This is a genomic window from Pseudomonas weihenstephanensis, from assembly GCF_001043055.1.
Taxonomy (GTDB): Bacteria; Pseudomonadota; Gammaproteobacteria; order Pseudomonadales; family Pseudomonadaceae; genus Aquipseudomonas; species Aquipseudomonas weihenstephanensis.
Map to the genome: position 1 here is coordinate 69,080 of NZ_JYLF01000003.1, position 18,154 is coordinate 87,233.

Below are 18,154 nucleotides of genomic sequence, written 5' to 3' on the forward strand. Positions count from 1 at the left end.
TCTCGTGCCAAGGATTTGCAGGGGGGTAAGCCCTGTTTTCGGGTTATTAAAAAGCCCTTATCCACAAGGCATGGATAAGGGCTTTAGCTAACATATTGATTTTTAACAAATATGTAACAATCAAAATTACCCACAAAAAGCTTTTTTAGCGTGTGGATAACACCCTCTTAAGCCTTGGGTCGCTTAACGGGGCGCTTCCAGCCTTCGATATTGCGCTGGCGTGCACGACCAACGGCAAGCTGTTCAGCGGGCACGTGTTGATTAATGGTCGAACCGGCAGCCGTCGTGGCGCCGTCAGAGATATCCACAGGTGCAACCAGTGAGTTGTTGGAACCAATGAATACATCTGCGCCCAACACTGTCTTCCACTTATTGGCGCCATCGTAGTTGCAGGTGATGGTCCCGGCGCCGATATTGGTGCGCGCACCCACTTCAGCATCGCCCAAGTAGGTCAGATGGCCACACTTGGCGTCTTCACCGAGGTGGGCATTTTTCAGCTCAACAAAGTTACCCACATGGGCACGTGCATCAAGCACGCTACCTGGTCGCAATCGGGCGAATGGGCCTGCATCGCTGCCCTCGCCCATGATGGCACCGTCCAGATGACTATTAGCTTTGACCACGACACCTTTGCGCAAGGTGCTGTCCTTGATCACGCAATTAGGACCAATCACCACGTCGTCTTCAATCACCACGCGACCTTCGAGGATCACGTTAATGTCGATCAGCACATCACGCCCGACGCTGACTTCGCCGCGCACATCAAAGCGCGCCGGGTCGCGCAAGGTCACACCCAATGCCATCAGACGGCGGCCTTCACGCACCTGATAGTGACGTTCCAGTTCACTGAGTTGCTTGCGGTCGTTGGCGCCCTGTACTTCCATCGGGTCCAGCGCATGTTCGGTGGCCACGACCAAACCATCGTTCACCGCCATTGCGATCACGTCGGTCAGGTAATACTCGCCCTGTGCATTGTTGTTCGACAGGCGGCTCATCCAGTCCGCTAATCGATGGGCCGGCAACGCAAGAATCCCAGTATTGCCTTCAGAGATTGTGCGTTCAGCTTCGCTCGCATCCTTGTGCTCAACGATGGCACTGACCTTGCCGCTCGCATCACGAACGATACGGCCATAACCGGTCGGGTCTGGCAGGTTGACGGTCAGCAGGCCCAGTTGTTCAGGGCCGACTTGCTTAAGCAGGCGTTGCAGGGTCTCAACTTCGATCAACGGGACATCGCCGTACAGGATCAGCACGTTTTGTGCCGTTATAAACGGCAGTGCCTGAGCCACGGCGTGGCCGGTGCCCAACTGCTTGTCTTGCAGTACAAAATTCAAGTCTTCTGCGGCCAGACGTTCGCGTACTAATTCAGCCCCATGGCCGATCACTACGTGAATACCGGTTGGCTTGAGTTGGCGGGCGCTGTGGATAACATGGCCCAACATAGAATTGCCGGCCACCGGGTGCAATACCTTGGGCAATGCCGAACGCATGCGTGTGCCCTGACCTGCGGCGAGAATGACGATATCGAGAGACATGACTGGCTACCAATCCTGGGTGGTCAGCGGCTGCGACCAAAAAGTATTTCGCGGAAAAAGAAAAAGGGTAGCCGAGGCTACCCTTTTTAATCAATCACACAATGAAGCAGGAGCCTTAGCCGCCGAACTTCTTGCGGATTTGCTGGACGGTGCGCAGCTGAGCTGCGGCCTCGGCCAGTCGTGCAGCAGCAGATCCGTAATCGAAATCTGCGCCTTTTTCGTTCAGGGCCTTCTCGGCAGCCTTAACGGCTTCCTGAGCGGAGGCTTCATCCAGGTCGGCAGCACGTTGCACGGTATCTGCAAGTACCTTAACCATGTTCGGCTGAACCTCGAGGTAACCGCCGGAGATGTAAAACACCTCGGCTTCCCCACCCTGTTTGATCAGGCGGATCGGACCTGGCTTGAGTTCAGTGATCAGCGGAGCGTGACCCAGAGCGATACCAAGATCACCCAGGCTGCCGTGCGCAATCACCATCTCAACCAGACCGGAAAAGATTTCTCCTTCCGCGCTGACGATATCGCAATGGACTGTCATATTAGCCATCTGATTGCCTCAACCTGATTAGCGCCCGTTACCGGGCGCCCGAATTACAGTTTCTTGGCTTTCTCGATCGCTTCTTCGATGCCGCCGACCATGTAGAACGCTTGTTCTGGCAGGTGGTCGTAGTCACCGTTGAGGATGCCTTTGAAGCCAGCAATGGTGTCTTTCAGGGAAACGTATTTACCCGAAGCGCCAGTGAAGACTTCAGCCACGAAGAACGGCTGAGACAAGAAACGCTGGATCTTACGAGCGCGAGATACCAACTGCTTGTCGGTTTCCGACAGCTCGTCCATACCCAGGATCGCAATGATGTCCTTCAGTTCTTTGTAACGCTGCAACACGTACTGAACGCCGCGAGCGGTGTCGTAGTGTTCCTGGCCGATTACGTTCGGGTCCAGCTGGCGCGAAGTCGAATCCAGTGGATCTACCGCTGGGTAGATACCCAGGGAAGCGATGTCACGGGACAGAACGACAGTGGCGTCCAAGTGGGCAAACGTGGTCGCAGGCGACGGGTCAGTCAAGTCATCCGCAGGTACGTATACCGCTTGGATCGAAGTGATCGAACCGTTTTTGGTCGAAGTGATGCGCTCTTGCAGAGTACCCATCTCTTCAGCCAGAGTCGGCTGGTAACCTACTGCCGAAGGCATACGGCCCAGCAGTGCGGATACTTCAGTACCGGCCAAGGTGTAACGGTAGATGTTGTCAACGAACAACAGTACGTCGTTACCTTCGTCACGGAACTTCTCGGCCATGGTCAGGCCAGTCAGTGCAACGCGCAGACGGTTACCCGGCGGCTCGTTCATCTGACCGTAAACCAGTGCCACTTTGTCCAGTACGCTGGAATCCTTCATCTCGTGGTAGAAGTCGTTACCCTCACGGGTACGCTCGCCCACACCAGCAAACACAGAGTAACCGCTGTGTTCCATGGCGATGTTACGGATCAGTTCCATCATGTTTACGGTTTTGCCTACACCGGCACCACCGAACAGACCCACCTTACCGCCTTTTGCAAACGGGCAGATCAGGTCGATAACCTTGATGCCTGTTTCCAGCAGGTCGTTGCCGCCAGCTTGCTCAGCGAAGGACGGTGCAGGACGGTGAATGCCCCAACGCTCTTCGGTGTCAATCGGGCCAGCTTCGTCGATCGGGTTGCCCAGAACGTCCATGATCCGGCCCAGAGTCGCTTTACCGACTGGAACGGAGATGGCTGCGCCAGTGTCGGTGACTTCCAGACCGCGCTTCAAGCCCTCGGTGGAACCCATCGCAATGGTACGAACCACGCCGTCGCCCAGCTGCTGCTGAACTTCCAGAGTGGTTCCGGCCGCGCTTTGTACTTTCAGCGCGTTGTAGATGCTCGGTACGTTTTCGCGTGGGAATTCCACGTCGATCACGGCGCCGATGATTTGAACGATACGTCCGCTACTCATAGCTGGATCCTCTGAATATTTGAACCGTTAAACCGCGGCAGCGCCGCCGACGATTTCCGAGATCTCTTGGGTGATCGCAGCCTGACGCGCCTTGTTGTAGATCAGCTGCAAATCGCTGATCAAATCACCGGCGTTATCAGTGGCGTTCTTCATTGCGATCATCCGCGCAGCTTGTTCAGCTGCACTGTTCTCGACCACCGCCTGGTACACCTGCGACTCCACGTAACGCACCATCAAGCCGTCAAGCAGCTCTTTGGCATCTGGTTCGTAGAGATAGTCCCAGTGGTGCTTGAGTTCTTGATCCGGGGTCGCCACCAGTGGAATCAGTTGTTCCACAGTAGGCTGTTGCGTCATGGTGTTGATGAACTTGTTGGATACCACGGAAAGGCGATCAATACGGCCTTCCAGGTAAGCATCCAGCATCACCTTAACGCTGCCGATCAAGTCATTGATCGACGGTTCTTCACCCAGATGGCTGATTGCAGCAACGACGTTACCGCCAAAGTTGCGGAAAAAAGCCGCACCTTTGCTGCCGACCACGCACAGATCAATCTCGACGCCGTTTTCGCGGTTTACCGCCATGTCCTTGACCAAAGCCTTGAACAGGTTGGTATTCAAACCACCGCACAAACCACGGTCACTGCTCACAACCACATAACCCACACGCTTGACAGCACGGTCGATCATGAATGGGTGGCGGTATTCCGGGTTGGCGTTGGCCAAATGCCCAATAACCTGGCGGATGCGCTCCGCATAAGGACGGCTAGCAGCCATGCGCATTTGTGCCTTGCGCATTTTGCTTACCGCCACTTTTTCCATGGCGCTGGTAATTTTTTGCGTGCTTTTGATGCTCGCAATCTTACTGCGAATCTCTTTTGCGCCTGCCATGTAACACCTATCAGGTTAGCAAGCGGGAGCCTTGCGGCTCCCGCTGCGGCTTACCAGGTTTGGGTGGCCTTGAACTTCTCGATACCGGCTTTGATGCCAGCATCGATGTCGTCATTGAAGTCACCTTTAACGTTGATCTTCGCCATCAATTCGGCGTGATCGCGGTTGAAGTAAGCAATCAGCGCTTGTTCAAAGCTACCGACCTTGGTGATTTCGACGTCAGTCAGGAACCCACGCTCAGCGGCATACAGCGACAGCGCCATGTCAGCGATCGACATTGGTGCGTATTGCTTCTGCTTCATCAGCTCGGTAACGCGCTGACCATGCTCAAGTTGCTTGCGGGTCGCTTCGTCCAGGTCAGAAGCGAACTGGGCGAATGCCGCCAGTTCACGGTACTGAGCCAGAGCGGTACGGATACCACCGGACAGCTTCTTGATGATCTTGGTCTGAGCGGCACCACCCACACGGGATACCGAAACACCGGCGTTCACAGCAGGACGGATCCCGGAGTTGAACATGGCCGATTCCAGGAAGATCTGACCGTCAGTGATGGAAATCACGTTGGTCGGAACGAACGCAGAAACGTCGCCAGCCTGGGTTTCGATGATCGGCAGTGCGGTCAGGGAACCGGTTTTGCCGGTCACTGCGCCGTTGGTGAACTTCTCTACGTACTCTTCGGAAACGCGGGATGCGCGCTCCAACAGACGGGAGTGGAGATAGAACACGTCGCCTGGGTAAGCTTCACGGCCTGGTGGACGGCGCAGCAGCAGGGAAATCTGGCGGTAAGCCACTGCTTGCTTGGACAGATCGTCATAAACGATCAGCGCGTCTTCACCGCGGTCGCGGAAGTATTCGCCCATGGTGCAACCGGAGTACGGTGCCAGGAACTGCAGCGCTGCGGATTCGGATGCACTGGCAGCTACGACGATGGTGTTAGCCAGCGCGCCGTTTTCTTCCAGCTTGCGAACCACGTTGGCGATGGTCGATTGCTTCTGACCGATCGCTACGTATACACAGAAAATGCCGCTGTCTTTCTGGTTGATGATCGCGTCGATCGCCAGAGCGGTTTTACCGATCTGACGGTCACCGATGATCAGCTCACGCTGGCCACGGCCGACAGGGATCATGGCATCGACAGCCTTGTAGCCAGTCTGTACAGGCTGGTCTACCGACTTACGCCAGATCACGCCTGGAGCAACTTTCTCGACTGCATCAGTCTCGGTGTTGTTCAGCGGACCTTTGCCGTCAACGGGGTTACCCAGTGCGTCGACAACGCGACCCAGCAGTTCCTTACCAACAGGAACTTCCAGGATACGGCCGGTGCACTTGGCGCTCATGCCTTCAGCCAGAGTCGTGTAAGCGCCCAAAACTACGGCACCTACAGAGTCTTGCTCAAGGTTAAGCGCCATACCGAAGACGCTGCCCGGAAACTCGATCATTTCGCCGTACATTACGTCGGCCAGACCGTGAATCCGCACAATGCCGTCAGATACGCTGACGACAGTGCCTTCGTTGCGGGCTTGAGAGGTCACATCGAGTTTTTCGATGCGGCCCTTGATAATTTCACTTATTTCGGAAGGATTGAGTTGCTGCATTGCTCTGCTGCCCCTTCAAACTCAAGATTTCAATGCTTCGGCAAGGTTTGCGAGTTTCCCGCGAACCGAGCCATCGATAACCAGGTCGCCGGCGCGGATGATGACACCACCTATCAGGCTGGCATCCTCCGCAACTTGCAGGCGCACTTCCCGGTTGAGTCGTGCACTGAGAACCTTGGCGAGTTTGTCTTGCTGTTCTTGGTTCAATGCAAAAGCACTGGTCACTTCAACGTCTACCGATTTCTCTTGTTCGGCCTTGTACAGGTCAAACAGAGCGGCGATCTCCGGCAATAGCGGGAGACGGTCGTTTTCGGCAACGACATTGATGAAGTTCTGTGCTTCTACAGTGAACTTGTCACCGCACACATCAATAAATGTGGCGGCCTTTTCTGCGCTCGTCAGTCGCGGGGCCTTGAGCACGCGCTGCATAGTGTCGTCTTGCGACACTGCTGCAGCCAGGCCGAGCATGGCTGACCAAGAGGCCAGTTGCTGGTGGGCCTGGGCGTGCTCGAAGGCTGCCTTAGCGTAAGGTCGGGCCAACGTGGTCAATTCTGCCATGATCGCCCTCGCTTAAATTTCAGCAGCCAGTTTATTAACCAGCTCCGCGTGCGCGTTTTGATCGATTGTGGCACCCAGGATCTTCTCTGCGCCTTCAACAGCCAAGCCACCCAATTGGGTACGCAGGGCGTCTTTGACGCTGTTCAGTTCCTGTTCGATCTCGGCCTGAGCCTGAGCCTTCACACGGTCAGCTTCAACGCGAGCCTGTTCACGGGCTTCGTCTACGATCTGAGTACCGCGTTTCTTGGCTTGCTCAATGATTTCAGCTGCTTGAGCCTTAGCTTCGCGCAGTTGTTGACCCGCTTTATCTTGGGCCAACTCCAGGTCGCGAGCTGCTCGGTTAGCAGCGTCCAGTCCAGCCGCAATCTTCTTCTGACGTTCTTGCAATGCCGCGATGACCGGAGGCCACACGAACTTCATGCAAAACAGTACAAAAATGAAGAACGCAACGGACTGGCCAATCAGGGTTGCATTAATGTTCACGCCAACACCTCGCTCGTTCGTTGTCCATCACTCTAATCAACTCGACAATTCGAGTGATTAGCCAGCGAGTTGACCAACGAAGGGATTAGCGAAGGTGAAGAACAGTGCGATACCAACACCGATCATGGTTACGGCGTCGAGCAGACCGGCAACGATGAACATTTTAACTTGCAGCATTGGAACCATTTCTGGTTGACGCGCTGCGCCTTCCAGGAATTTGCCGCCCAACAGGCCGAAACCAATTGCGGTACCCAGTGCGCCCAGGCCGATCAACAGTGCAACAGCGATAGCGGTTAGACCAACTACAGTTTCCATCTTTCCTCCCGACTTTTACGTCGTATGGTTTAGGTTTTTAGATTAAAGCGGTAAAACAAAATCATTTTGCGACGCCCTCCCACCGAAGCAGGAGGGGCACCAGACTCGCCGAAGCGGGCCTTAGTGGTTCTCTTCGTGCGCCATCGACAAGTAGACGATGGTCAACATCATGAAGATGAACGCTTGCAAGGTGATGATCAGGATGTGGAATACAGCCCACGCCCATTGCAGCACCACGCCCAGACCGCTAAGCCAAAGCAGGCCGCTGCCGAACATTACGGCGATCAGGATAAATACCAGTTCGCCAGCGTACATGTTGCCGAACAGACGCAGTGCCAGCGAGATTGGCTTGGCAATCAACGTCACGAATTCGAGCAGGAAGTTAACCGGAATCAGCAGCGCTTGAACGAAGATGTTCTTGCTGCCAAACGGGTGCAGGGTCAATTCGCCGATGAAGCCGCCGATGCCCTTGATTTTGATGCTGTAGAAGATGATCAGCGCAAATACCGACAGGGCCATGCCCAGGGTAGCGTTAGGATCAGTCGTCGGTACGGCACGGAACGGGAAGTGTTCATCGCCAGTGATCAGAATGGCCAACTGAGGAATCCAGTCAACCGGGATCAAGTCGATGGCGTTCATCAGGAACACCCAGACGAAAATCGTCAGCGCCAGTGGAGCAATAACTGCGCTGCGGCCGTGGAAACTGTCTTTGACGCTGCCATCAACGAATTCCACCAGCACTTCAACGAAGTTCTGCAATGCGCCTGGTTGACCCGAAGTTGCCTTCTTGGCCGCCATGCGGAAAACGAGGATAAAGATCAGGCCGACAAACAGCGACCAGCCGAGTGTATCGACGTGGAATGCCCAAAAGCCCATTTCTTTAGCTTCTGCAACGGTGTGAGCAAAGCCCCAGCCGCCATCAGGTAGCTGCCCGAAGGTCAGGTTCTGTAAGTGGTGCTGGATATAGCCCGAAGCGGTTGTTTCTGCCATGGTTGCCTCAAACGCCCTAAGGTCTCGAAAGTGTTGTTCTCATTAGCAGGGGAGCGAACCAACTGACCAGTTGGGTCAGCACGAAGACGCCAAATACTGCTAATGGCGCCAATGGCTTCACACCTGCAAACGTCAGCGCGAACAGCACTGCCGTCAAAATTAATTTGCCTGCCTCGCCAGCGTAAAACGACCGGACGATGGCTTGCGCTGCTCGGGCGCCGGAAAACCGGAAAGCCCTGTGAGCAAAGTACACATTGGGTAGCAAAGCAATCAGGCCTCCGCAAAGTCCTGAATAACCGGCGACGACTCCATGCCATTGCCAGAGCCCCAGAGCAGCCAGCAATACAACGACAAATTGAGCCAGTAAAACCGGAAAAACCGCCAAGCGATGGAACGGCAAGCGGTTTGGCGTGCGTGTTTCCATCACATCTGCTCCTCAAAGGTCGGCTGCCAAAAGTGAAAACTTGGCATAATTTGTGCCGACAAAATGCGCGCAGAGTATAGGGGCGCTTAATTCCCTATTCAACTGTCAGGTAGTGATTTCCGACTGCGCGCTACACGAGGAATTGTTTCAGCGGATGTGTGCAAGCACACCCTGAAGCTCATCCAGAGAATTGTAACCAATTACTAATTGGCCTTTTCCCTTTTTTCCGTGGCGGATTTGCACCGCAGAGCCTAGTCGTTCGGCCAGTCTTTGTTCGAGACGCGTGATATCCGGATCGGGTTTAACCGGTTCAACTGGGTCTTGTTTGCCGCTCAACCACTGGCGAACCAAGGCTTCGGTCTGACGCACGGTCAGCCCGCGTGCGACAACGTGTCGCGCCCCTTCAACCTGCTGGTTTTCCGGCAAACCCAGCAAAGCCCGCGCGTGACCCATTTCCAGGTCGCCGTGGGAAAGCATGGTTTTGATCACTTCCGGCAACGAAATCAATCGCAACAGGTTAGCCACAGACACCCGGGACTTGCCCACGGCGTCAGCCACTTGCTGTTGGGTCAGCTGGAACTCTTGCTGCAAACGCTGCAAGGCAATGGCTTCTTCAATCGGATTGAGGTCTTCGCGCTGAATGTTTTCGATCAGCGCCATTGCGATAGCGGTTTCGTCCGGCACATCGCGCACCATCGCCGGGATGGTGTCTTTGCCAGCTTGCTGGCTCGCGCGCCAGCGGCGTTCACCGGCGATGATTTCAAAGCGCTCGCCTGCAATGGGGCGTACCACGATGGGCTGCATCACACCTTGGGACTTGATGGAGTTAGCAAGCTCTTCAAGGGCTTGCGGGTCCATATCGCGGCGCGGCTGGTATTTGCCACGCTGGATCAGGTCCAGGGGCAAATGTTGCAGTTCGCTTTGATCAACCTTGACCGCTTGCTCCTCCAGCGAGCTGACCGTAGGGCCACTCAGGAGTGCATCCAGTCCGCGTCCGAGACCTCGTTTCTTGACGGCCATGGGATTTCCTTAAGTTGGCTGAACGGTGCGGGAGCTGCGACGTTGACGACGAACCAACTCGCCCGCGAGGGCCAGGTAAGCAATCGCGCCACGGGAATTTTTGTCATACGCCAGCGCCGGCATGCCGTAGCTGGGCGCTTCGGCCAAACGGATGTTGCGTGGAATCACCGTGTCGTAAAGCTGCCCGCCAAAGTGCTCCTTGAGCTGCGCCGAAACGTCATTCATCAGGCTCAAGCGCGGATCGTACATGGTCCGCAACAGGCCTTCGATCTTCAGGTTCGGGTTGAGCAGCTCAGCAATGCGTTTGATGTTATCCACAAGGTCACTCAACCCTTCCAGTGCAAAGTATTCGCACTGCATGGGGATGATGACGCCATCGGCGGCAACCAGCGCGTTCAAAGTCAGCATCGACAGTGAGGGCGGGCAATCGATCAGGATGTAATCGTAGCTCTCGCGAACCGGCGCCAGCGCTGTGCGCAGACGGCTTTCTTTCATCTGCATTTCAAGCAGCACGACTTCCGCTGCCGTGAGATCACGGTTTGCCGGCAGCAGCTGATAACCACCGTGTTCGGAGTAGTGCATGGCCTGGGCCAGGTCGCATTCTCCGATCAACAGGTCGTACACCGAGTTCTCGAGCGCGTGTTTATCCACACCGCTACCCATGGTGGCGTTGCCTTGTGGATCGAGGTCGATCAGCAGCACCCGACGCTTGGTGGCGACCAGCGATGCTGCGAGGTTGATACAGGTGGTGGTCTTACCCACACCACCCTTTTGGTTCGCTATTGCGAATACCTTAGCCATTCTTGCGTGCGTTCCCAATCATGCCGTGCGGCGCAGTATCAGCAGATGGCGTTGGCCTTGGCAACCCGGAACGGTCAAGGCGTGTTCGCTATCGAGACGAAAATCAGTCGGCAATGCTACCAGCTCATCAGCAGGATGAACGCCCTTCATTGCCAACCAGCGCGTTTGGCTGTCGCCCAAGTGGCGCGTCCAGTTGGAGAAGTTCTCCATGCTGCTGAAGGCTCTGGACACAATTCCGTTAAATGGCAACGCCGGTTGATATTCCTCAACGCGGCTGTGGATAACTTGCAAGTTGTCCAGTTTGAGTTCGAGTTTAACCTGGGTCAGAAAACGGGTTTTTTTACCGTTACTGTCCAGACAGGTCACTTGCGACTCAGGAAACAGGATCGCCAGAGGGATGCCGGGCATGCCGCCACCACTGCCGACATCCAGCCAGCGGCCATTTTCGATAAATGGCATGACGCTGAGACTGTCGAGCAAATGACGCGACACCATTTCGTCCGGGTTACGCACAGCCGTAAGGTTGTAAGCCTTGTTCCATTTAATCAACAGGGCCAGATAAGCCAGCAATTGCTGGTGCTGGATGTCGGTCAATTCGACACCCAGTTGACGTGCACCTGTGGATAACTCTTCGGCGTGTTGTGCAGTGACCAGCGAAATCAAGCGTTTTGCTCCAACGTGCGGCCTGCGCCGCGTTTTTTCAGATGAATCATCAACAGGGAAATGGCCGCCGGCGTGACGCCGGGGATCCGCGATGCCTGGCCCAAGGTCTCGGGGCGAGTTGCGCCCAGCTTGCTCTGGATCTCTTTCGACAGCCCGGAAATGACCGTGTAATCGATATCCACAGGCAGTTTGGTATTTTCGCTTGCCCGCAAACGGGCAATTTCATCCTGCTGACGATCGATATAACCCGCATATTTGGTCTTGATTTCAACCTGCTCGGCGACCAACGGGTCTTCAGCGCCTTGCCCGGTCACTTCAACCAGACCGGCGTAGTCGATTTCGGGGCGGGTCAACAAATTCAGCAAATTGTACTCATGGGTCAAGGGCGTACCAAATTTGGCAGCAATTGCATCGCCTTGTTCCGTACCCGGTCGCACCCATGTGCTTTTCAATCGTTGTTCTTCCAGCGCAATACTTTCGCGCTTGGTGCAGAAGGCCGCCCAACGCGCGTCATCGACCAATCCGAGTTCACGACCTTTTTCGGTCAGACGCATATCGGCGTTGTCTTCACGAAGGATCAGCCGGTACTCGGCGCGGGAGGTGAACATCCGATACGGTTCTTGAGTACCCAGGGTAATCAAATCGTCGACCAACACCCCGATGTAGGCTTCATCGCGACGCGGGCACCAGCTCTCTTTGCCTTGTGAAAGCAAAGCCGCATTGGCGCCGGCCAGCAAACCTTGGGCACCCGCTTCTTCGTAACCGGTGGTGCCGTTGATTTGCCCGGCAAAGAACAAACCGCCAATGACTTTGGTTTCGAGGCTGTACTTCAGATCTCGCGGATCGAAGTAGTCGTACTCGATGGCATAACCAGGACGCACGATATGGGCGTTTTCCATACCGCGAATCGATTGCACGATCTGGATTTGCACATCGAACGGCAGTGAAGTTGAAATCCCGTTCGGGTACAGCTCATGCGTGGTCAGGCCTTCCGGTTCGATAAAGACCTGATGGCTTTCTTTGTCTGCAAAGCGATGAATCTTGTCTTCAATCGATGGGCAGTAGCGTGGGCCAATTCCTTCAATCACGCCCGAATACATCGGCGAGCGGTCCAGGTTGGCGGCAATGATTTCGTGGGTGCGTGCGTTGGTATGGGTGATCCAGCAACTGACTTGCGCCGGGTGCTGTTCTTTGTTGCCCATGAACGACATGACAGGAATCGGGGTATCGCCAGGTTGCTCGGTCATCACAGAGAAATCCACCGAGCGACCGTCGATGCGCGGTGGCGTGCCGGTTTTCAAGCGACCTACTCGCAGCGGTAGTTCACGCAGGCGCTGGGCCAAGGCGATCGACGGTGGATCACCGGCCCGGCCGCCCGAGTAGTTCTGCATACCGATGTGGATAAGTCCACCGAGGAACGTGCCTGTGGTCAAAACCACGGCATCGGCCATGAAACGCAGGCCCATTTGGGTCACGACGCCTCGCACTTGATCCTGTTCGACGATCAGGTCATCAGCGGCTTGTTGAAATATCCACAGGTTGGGCTGGTTTTCCAGAATTTCACGCACAGCCGCCTTGTAGAGAATGCGGTCAGCCTGTGCACGGGTTGCGCGTACGGCGGGGCCTTTACGGCCATTGAGTACACGGAACTGAATACCGCCTTTATCGGTGGCTATCGCCATCGCGCCACCAAGGGCGTCGATTTCTTTAACCAGATGGCTTTTACCAATCCCGCCAATCGCAGGATTGCAGCTCATTTGCCCGAGGGTTTCCACGTTGTGGGTCAACAGCAGGGTTTTTACGCCCATACGTGCTGAAGCAAGTGCAGCCTCGGTTCCGGCGTGACCGCCACCGATGACGATCACTGCAAAACGGGAAGGGAAATTCACCACGCACCTCGTGCCTGTTACTAGGGGTTTTTTAGAGAGACCGCAAAGTATAGGGACTTCGCCCTTCTTAAAGAACCCTTTGCACAAAATTTAACCAGCTGTGGATAAGGGCAAGATAGATAAATAAATAGAGAAGAAATTTATAAAGCTTTGTTTTTATGTTTATTTCTACTGAGGCACATTTCTGTGGATAGATTGCTACAGACCATATTTTACGTACTGTACAGAGATTCAAAAGTCTGTGGTCATGTGCCAATGAGGGGCGTGAATAAGTGCTTTAAGCCTGTGGGTAAAACAGGTGCTTATCCACAGGGGTGGTTATCTTCAGTTTTCAGGCCTACTTACCCACTGACCTGAAGGCCAGTTATGCACAGGGCTTATTCCAAAGAAAAAGACTGCACCGGCCAATAAACAGACAGGCGAAAGCCGCCTGAATGAAGGATTCATCAAGCGTTTAGTCGATCAGGAGGGAATTAAGGCGATGAATGGCAGGCCCGCATGCCGTCGGTGAAGATTCAGATTGAGGTCAAACCATCGGGCTGATGATGGACATTTACTCCAGAGATGCACTGATCTGCCCTTGTTGCAGGGGAATCAAGAACTGGCCGCAAGCTTCGCGGCGGCATCAATGGCGTATGGGACGAGTCACTCAGTAGGCACGTGGGTAACGGTAGCAAGATGATTGATATCTGTAGCCGCTGATGCGATACACGGCTGCGATGGGTTGCGAAGCAGCACCGGCAATCTGAAGCCCTTCGGTCCTTTTCGCAGCCTCGCTACGCCTCTCAGCGGCTACAGTGCGTCGTTACTTACCGATACAGAAGCTGGAGAAAATCCGGCCCAGCAAATCATCGGAACTGAAGGCCCCGGTAATTTCGCCCAGTGAATGCTGTGCCTGGCGTAAATCTTCAGCCAACAACTCTCCAGCGCCCGCGAGGGTCAATTGCGCGCGACCGTGTTCAAGCGCCGCACTGGCATGACTCAAGGCCTCCAGATGGCGACGACGTGCGCTGAAGCTGCTCTCAGAGGTCTGTTCATAGCCCATGCAGGCTTTGAGGTGCTCACGCAGCAAGTCCAGGCCTGCGGTGGAGCGGGCGCTCAGGCTGATCGTGACATGGCCATCTGCGCTGACCTCCAGCGCTATATTTTCGCCGCTCAAGTCGGCCTTGTTACGGATCAAGGTTACTTTCGCAGGGTCAGGACGCTGCTCCAGAAATTCTGGCCACAGAGCAAACGGGTCTTCTGCTTCCGGTGCCGTTGCATCCACCACCAACAGCACACGGTCAGCTTCACCAATGGCCTTGAGCGCCCGTTGCACACCGATTTTCTCGACATGATCGTCGGTATCACGCAAGCCCGCCGTGTCGACCACATGCAACGGCATGCCATCGATGTGGATATGTTCGCGCAACACGTCGCGAGTGGTGCCTGCGATTTCAGTCACGATCGCCGCTTCACGTCCGGCCAACGCGTTGAGCAGGCTCGACTTGCCTGCATTTGGGCGCCCCGAAATAACCACCGTCATGCCATCGCGTAGCAAGGCACCTTGCCCCGCTTCGCGCTGAACGGTGGATAACTCTTCACGCACCTTGTCGAGCATGCCCAGCACATGGCCATCTGCTAAAAAGTCGATTTCTTCTTCCGGGAAATCAATCGCTGCTTCGACATAGATGCGTAAACCGATCAGTTGCTCGGTCAAGTTATGCACACGCTGTGAGAAAGCGCCCTGCAAGGAACGTAATGCGTTGCGCGCAGCCTGTGCAGAACTTGCTTCGATCAAGTCGGCAATGGCTTCGGCTTGAGCCAGATCGAGCTTGTCATTCAAAAATGCGCGTTCGCTGAATTCTCCCGGACGCGCCAGGCGGCAACCCAACTGGATGCAGCGCTGCAACAACATATCCAGCACGATCGGGCCGCCGTGGCCTTGGAGTTCCAGTACGTCTTCGCCAGTAAACGAGTGGGGGCCGGGGAAATAAAGTGCGATGCCTTCGTCCAGCACCTCACGGTTTTCTCCGTAAAAAGGGCCGTAATGGGCGTAGCGCGGTTTCAACTCACGCTCACAAAACGCTTGGGCCGCAGCCCGGGCGAGTGGCCCGGAAACACGTACGATCCCCACACCACCTCGGCCTTGGGCGGTTGCTACTGCGGCAATGGTTTGTGCCGGAACACTCATAAAACAGGCCTCAAAACAAAAGTGACGGATAGCAAAACGCCCCACTAGGGGGCGTTTTGAGTGGTGCGCATCAGAGTAAGTTATTCAGCTGCTTTTTTGGTAGCGGCTTCAACTTTACGCGTGATGTACCACTGCTGCGCGATGGACAGGCAGTTGTTCACAACCCAGTACAGCACCAGACCTGCCGGGAACCACAGGAAGAAGAAGGTGAAGATGATTGGCATCAGCTTCATCACCTTGGCCTGCATCGGGTCCGGCGGAGTCGGGTTCAGACGCTGCTGGATGAACATGGTTGCGCCCATGATGATCGGCAGAATGAAGAACGGGTCTTTGATCGACAGGTCGGTAATCCAGAGCATGAACGGCGCTTGGCGCATTTCAACACTTTCCAGAAGTACCCAGTACAAGGACAGGAAGACCGGCATCTGCACCAGAATCGGCAAGCAGCCGCCCAGTGGATTGATCTTCTCTTTCTTGTACAGCTCCATCATCGCTTGCGACATTTTCTGACGGTCATCACCGAACTGCTCTTTCAGAGCGGCCAGTTTTGGCGCCACAGCGCGCATGCGAGCCATCGATTTGTAGCTGGCAGCCGACAGCGGGAAGAAGATCCCTTTGATCAGCATGGTCAGGAAGATGATCGACCAGCCCCAGTTACCCACGATGCTGTGGATATGTTGCAGCAGCCAGAAAATAGGCTGGGCAATGAACCACAGAATGCCGTAGTCGACAGTCAGTTCCAGACCTGGGGATAACTCTTTGAGTACGCCCTGGCTTTTTGGTCCTGCATACAACGTGGCGCTGGTTTCAGCGGTTTTGCCCGGCTCAACGGTCAACGTTGGGCCAGTGAAACCGATGATGTAGTTGCCCTGGTTGTCTTTGCGGGTCTGAACGACGTTGTTATCGCCTTTCTGTGGGATCCACGCGGTCACAAAGTAGTGTTGCAACCAGGCAACCCAGCCACCTTGAACGGTTTCTTTCAGTTGGCCTTTGTCGATATCTTTCATCGACACTTTTTTGTACGGCTCTGCACTTGTCCACAGGGCGGCGCCCAGGTAAGTCGCAGTACCGGTGGCGGTGCTGGAAGAAGGATCGGAGCTGGCATCACGTTTCAATTGCGCGAACAGGTTGCCGTTCCACGGCTTGCCGCTCTCGTTATCAATCAAATAAGTGACTTGTACATCGTAAAGGCCACGCTTGAGCGTGAAGCGCTTGATGTAATTGACGCCGTTTTCGCTGAATTTGAGATCAACAACCATTTGATCCTGGCCTGGAGCCAGTTCATAAGTCTTTTTCTCAGCGCTGAAAACAGGGCGACCCGACGAACGAGCATCCGGACCGTCTACGCCGGTCAGGCCACTTTGTGCCAAATAGGTGCGTTCGTTGCCGTTATCAAACAACTGAAACGGAACATCCGGGTGATCCTGGCGACGCGGGTAGAGCGGCAGACGCAACTGGGCGATGTCACCACCCTGTGGATCGATTGCAATATCCAGAACGTCGGTTTTTACATGAATCAGGTCTTTGCTGGCAGCAACCGGTGTTTCGGTCACGGTGCTGGTATCAGCAGAGGCGCTAGGGACATCAGCACTGTTGGAAGCGTTGTTACCTGGAACCGTGTCGGGCAAAGCCGGCGCGGTCGTACTGCTGGCGGCAACATTCTGAGTCGGCAGAGCAGCTTGACCGTAGTCCTGGTTCCATTTGAGAACCATAACGTAGGACACGACTGCCAGGGCGACGATCAGGATCGTGCGTTTAATATCCATGATTACTCGGCCATCGAAGAAGAACGGGAGGTAGGGATAGGTGGAACCGGGTCATAACCACCGGGATTCCACGGGTGACAGCGACCTAAACGACGAAAGGTCAGCCAGCCGCCGCGAAGAACGCCATGATTTTCGATGGCTTCCAACGCGTAGCAGGAACAACTGGGGTAGAAACGGCAGTGGCTGGCCATCAAAGGACTAATGGCATAGCGATAAAACTGGATCGGAACGAGTGCCAGTTTACGCATCAGGACTGCCTACCCCTACAGTTTCGGTTTTAACCGCTGGAACTGGCGTGTTACGTGCCAGACGCTTCCAGAGTTTGCCGAAATGCTGAATCAATTCGGGGTTCTCTACGTCACCCAAACCTTTGCGCGCGACGATTACGATATCCCAACCAACCAGTAAATCCTGGTGGAGACGAAACGATTCACGCATCAAACGCTTAAGGCGGTTGCGCTCAACGGAGAGCTTTACGCTCTTTTTACCGATCACTAACCCCAGGCGGGGGTGATCCAGATCGTTGTTGCGCGCAAGGAGCAGGAGATTTTTCCCCGGTACCTTGCCGGTGGGGGAGTCAAAGACTGCCTTGAAATGTCGGGGAGTGAGTAACCGCTTTTCCCGACTGAAGTCCTGACTCACCACCATTGTCTGATTATCAAACTGCCAGACGCGCACGGCCTTTGGCGCGGCGACGCGACAGGACGGCACGGCCGTTTTTAGTAGCCATGCGTGCACGGAAACCGTGAGTGCGGGCGCGTTTGATAGTGCTTGGTTGGAAAGTACGTTTCATGTCGTGCTACCTGGTTCGTCCACAACGGGCCGGAATGGCCCCCGTTTTAAGAGACCGGCGATTCTAGAGAATGCAAGCCAATAGGTCAATTTCCAACCAGCCTTTCCTGGTAAATAGATGTCGAGGGTTTTACGCAAACCTTTTGCCTGCCAACTATAGAAATAAAAAAACGAAGTATTTAAAGCTCTTTTAAAGAACTTACTACTCTTATAGAGGCCACCTTCTGTGGATAACTCGCGCTAGGCCATATAAATCAAGGTGTATAGAGAATTGAAAGGTTGTCCACAAGCCGT

Annotated in this window: 19 protein-coding genes; all 19 read right to left on the reverse strand. The window is 54.9% G+C overall.

What is annotated here, in order from left to right; genetic code table 11:
* Nucleotides 1-167: 167 nt before the first annotated feature.
* Nucleotides 168-1,535 (reverse strand): bifunctional UDP-N-acetylglucosamine diphosphorylase/glucosamine-1-phosphate N-acetyltransferase GlmU, encoded by a 1,368-nt coding sequence (gene glmU, locus TU86_RS07920; protein ID WP_048363761.1) that lies wholly within the window; start codon nt 1,533-1,535, stop codon nt 168-170.
* Nucleotides 1,536-1,650: 115 nt separating this feature from the next.
* Complete coding sequence (locus TU86_RS07925) at nt 1,651-2,070, reverse strand: F0F1 ATP synthase subunit epsilon (RefSeq protein ID WP_420850406.1); 420 nt, start codon at nt 2,068-2,070, stop codon at nt 1,651-1,653.
* A gap of 53 nt (nt 2,071-2,123) precedes the next feature.
* Nucleotides 2,124-3,503 carry a F0F1 ATP synthase subunit beta gene (gene atpD, locus TU86_RS07930; protein ID WP_019828667.1) on the reverse strand — a complete coding sequence of 460 codons (1,380 nt, stop codon included), beginning with the start codon at nt 3,501-3,503 and terminating at the stop codon, nt 2,124-2,126.
* Between the two features lie 27 nt (nt 3,504-3,530).
* A complete protein-coding gene (gene atpG, locus TU86_RS07935; protein WP_048363763.1) occupies nt 3,531-4,391 on the reverse strand; it encodes a F0F1 ATP synthase subunit gamma in 861 nt (286 codons plus the stop codon).
* Nucleotides 4,392-4,441: 50 nt separating this feature from the next.
* The gene (gene atpA, locus TU86_RS07940) at nt 4,442-5,986 is read right to left on the reverse strand and encodes a F0F1 ATP synthase subunit alpha (RefSeq protein ID WP_048363764.1); all 1,545 of its coding nucleotides are present in this window, start codon (nt 5,984-5,986) and stop codon (nt 4,442-4,444) included.
* Nucleotides 5,987-6,007: 21 nt separating this feature from the next.
* Entirely contained in the window at nt 6,008-6,544 is a 537-nt protein-coding gene (locus TU86_RS07945) for a F0F1 ATP synthase subunit delta (protein WP_048363765.1), read from the reverse strand.
* Between the two features lie 12 nt (nt 6,545-6,556).
* Nucleotides 6,557-7,027, reverse strand: a complete 471-nt coding sequence (locus TU86_RS07950; protein WP_047279006.1) for a F0F1 ATP synthase subunit B — start codon at nt 7,025-7,027, stop codon at nt 6,557-6,559.
* Between the two features lie 57 nt (nt 7,028-7,084).
* Nucleotides 7,085-7,342 carry a F0F1 ATP synthase subunit C gene (gene atpE, locus TU86_RS07955; protein WP_002555987.1) on the reverse strand — a complete coding sequence of 86 codons (258 nt, stop codon included), beginning with the start codon at nt 7,340-7,342 and terminating at the stop codon, nt 7,085-7,087.
* A gap of 120 nt (nt 7,343-7,462) precedes the next feature.
* The gene (gene atpB / locus TU86_RS07960) at nt 7,463-8,332 is read right to left on the reverse strand and encodes a F0F1 ATP synthase subunit A (protein ID WP_047279004.1); all 870 of its coding nucleotides are present in this window, start codon (nt 8,330-8,332) and stop codon (nt 7,463-7,465) included.
* A 16-nt stretch (nt 8,333-8,348) separates the two neighbouring features.
* On the reverse strand, nt 8,349-8,756 hold the full coding sequence (locus TU86_RS07965; protein WP_048363766.1) for a F0F1 ATP synthase subunit I: 408 nt from the start codon (nt 8,754-8,756) through the stop codon (nt 8,349-8,351).
* A 147-nt stretch (nt 8,757-8,903) separates the two neighbouring features.
* Entirely contained in the window at nt 8,904-9,776 is an 873-nt protein-coding gene (locus TU86_RS07970; protein ID WP_048363767.1) for a ParB/RepB/Spo0J family partition protein, read from the reverse strand.
* Nucleotides 9,777-9,785: 9 nt separating this feature from the next.
* Nucleotides 9,786-10,577 carry a ParA family protein gene (locus TU86_RS07975; protein ID WP_048363768.1) on the reverse strand — a complete coding sequence of 264 codons (792 nt, stop codon included), beginning with the start codon at nt 10,575-10,577 and terminating at the stop codon, nt 9,786-9,788.
* Nucleotides 10,578-10,595: 18 nt separating this feature from the next.
* A complete protein-coding gene (gene rsmG / locus TU86_RS07980; RefSeq protein ID WP_193387777.1) occupies nt 10,596-11,237 on the reverse strand; it encodes a 16S rRNA (guanine(527)-N(7))-methyltransferase RsmG in 642 nt (213 codons plus the stop codon).
* Entirely contained in the window at nt 11,237-13,129 is a 1,893-nt protein-coding gene (mnmG, locus tag TU86_RS07985) for a tRNA uridine-5-carboxymethylaminomethyl(34) synthesis enzyme MnmG (protein WP_048364273.1), read from the reverse strand. Before mnmG ends, rsmG begins: the two co-directional genes overlap by 1 nt.
* A gap of 805 nt (nt 13,130-13,934) precedes the next feature.
* On the reverse strand, nt 13,935-15,302 hold the full coding sequence (gene mnmE / locus TU86_RS07990; RefSeq protein WP_048363770.1) for a tRNA uridine-5-carboxymethylaminomethyl(34) synthesis GTPase MnmE: 1,368 nt from the start codon (nt 15,300-15,302) through the stop codon (nt 13,935-13,937).
* Between the two features lie 80 nt (nt 15,303-15,382).
* Nucleotides 15,383-17,068, reverse strand: a complete 1,686-nt coding sequence (gene yidC / locus TU86_RS07995) for a membrane protein insertase YidC (RefSeq protein ID WP_048363771.1) — start codon at nt 17,066-17,068, stop codon at nt 15,383-15,385.
* 2 nt (nt 17,069-17,070) lie between these two features.
* Complete coding sequence (gene yidD / locus TU86_RS22380; RefSeq protein WP_048402126.1) at nt 17,071-17,316, reverse strand: membrane protein insertion efficiency factor YidD; 246 nt, start codon at nt 17,314-17,316, stop codon at nt 17,071-17,073.
* Entirely contained in the window at nt 17,309-17,710 is a 402-nt protein-coding gene (rnpA, locus tag TU86_RS08000; protein WP_203302153.1) for a ribonuclease P protein component, read from the reverse strand. The genes yidD and rnpA overlap by 8 nt, the downstream gene beginning before the upstream one ends.
* Before the next feature lie 16 nt (nt 17,711-17,726).
* Nucleotides 17,727-17,861, reverse strand: coding sequence for a 50S ribosomal protein L34 (rpmH, locus tag TU86_RS08005; RefSeq protein WP_003213577.1), 135 nt, complete (start codon nt 17,859-17,861; stop codon nt 17,727-17,729).
* Nucleotides 17,862-18,154 lie beyond the last annotated feature (293 nt).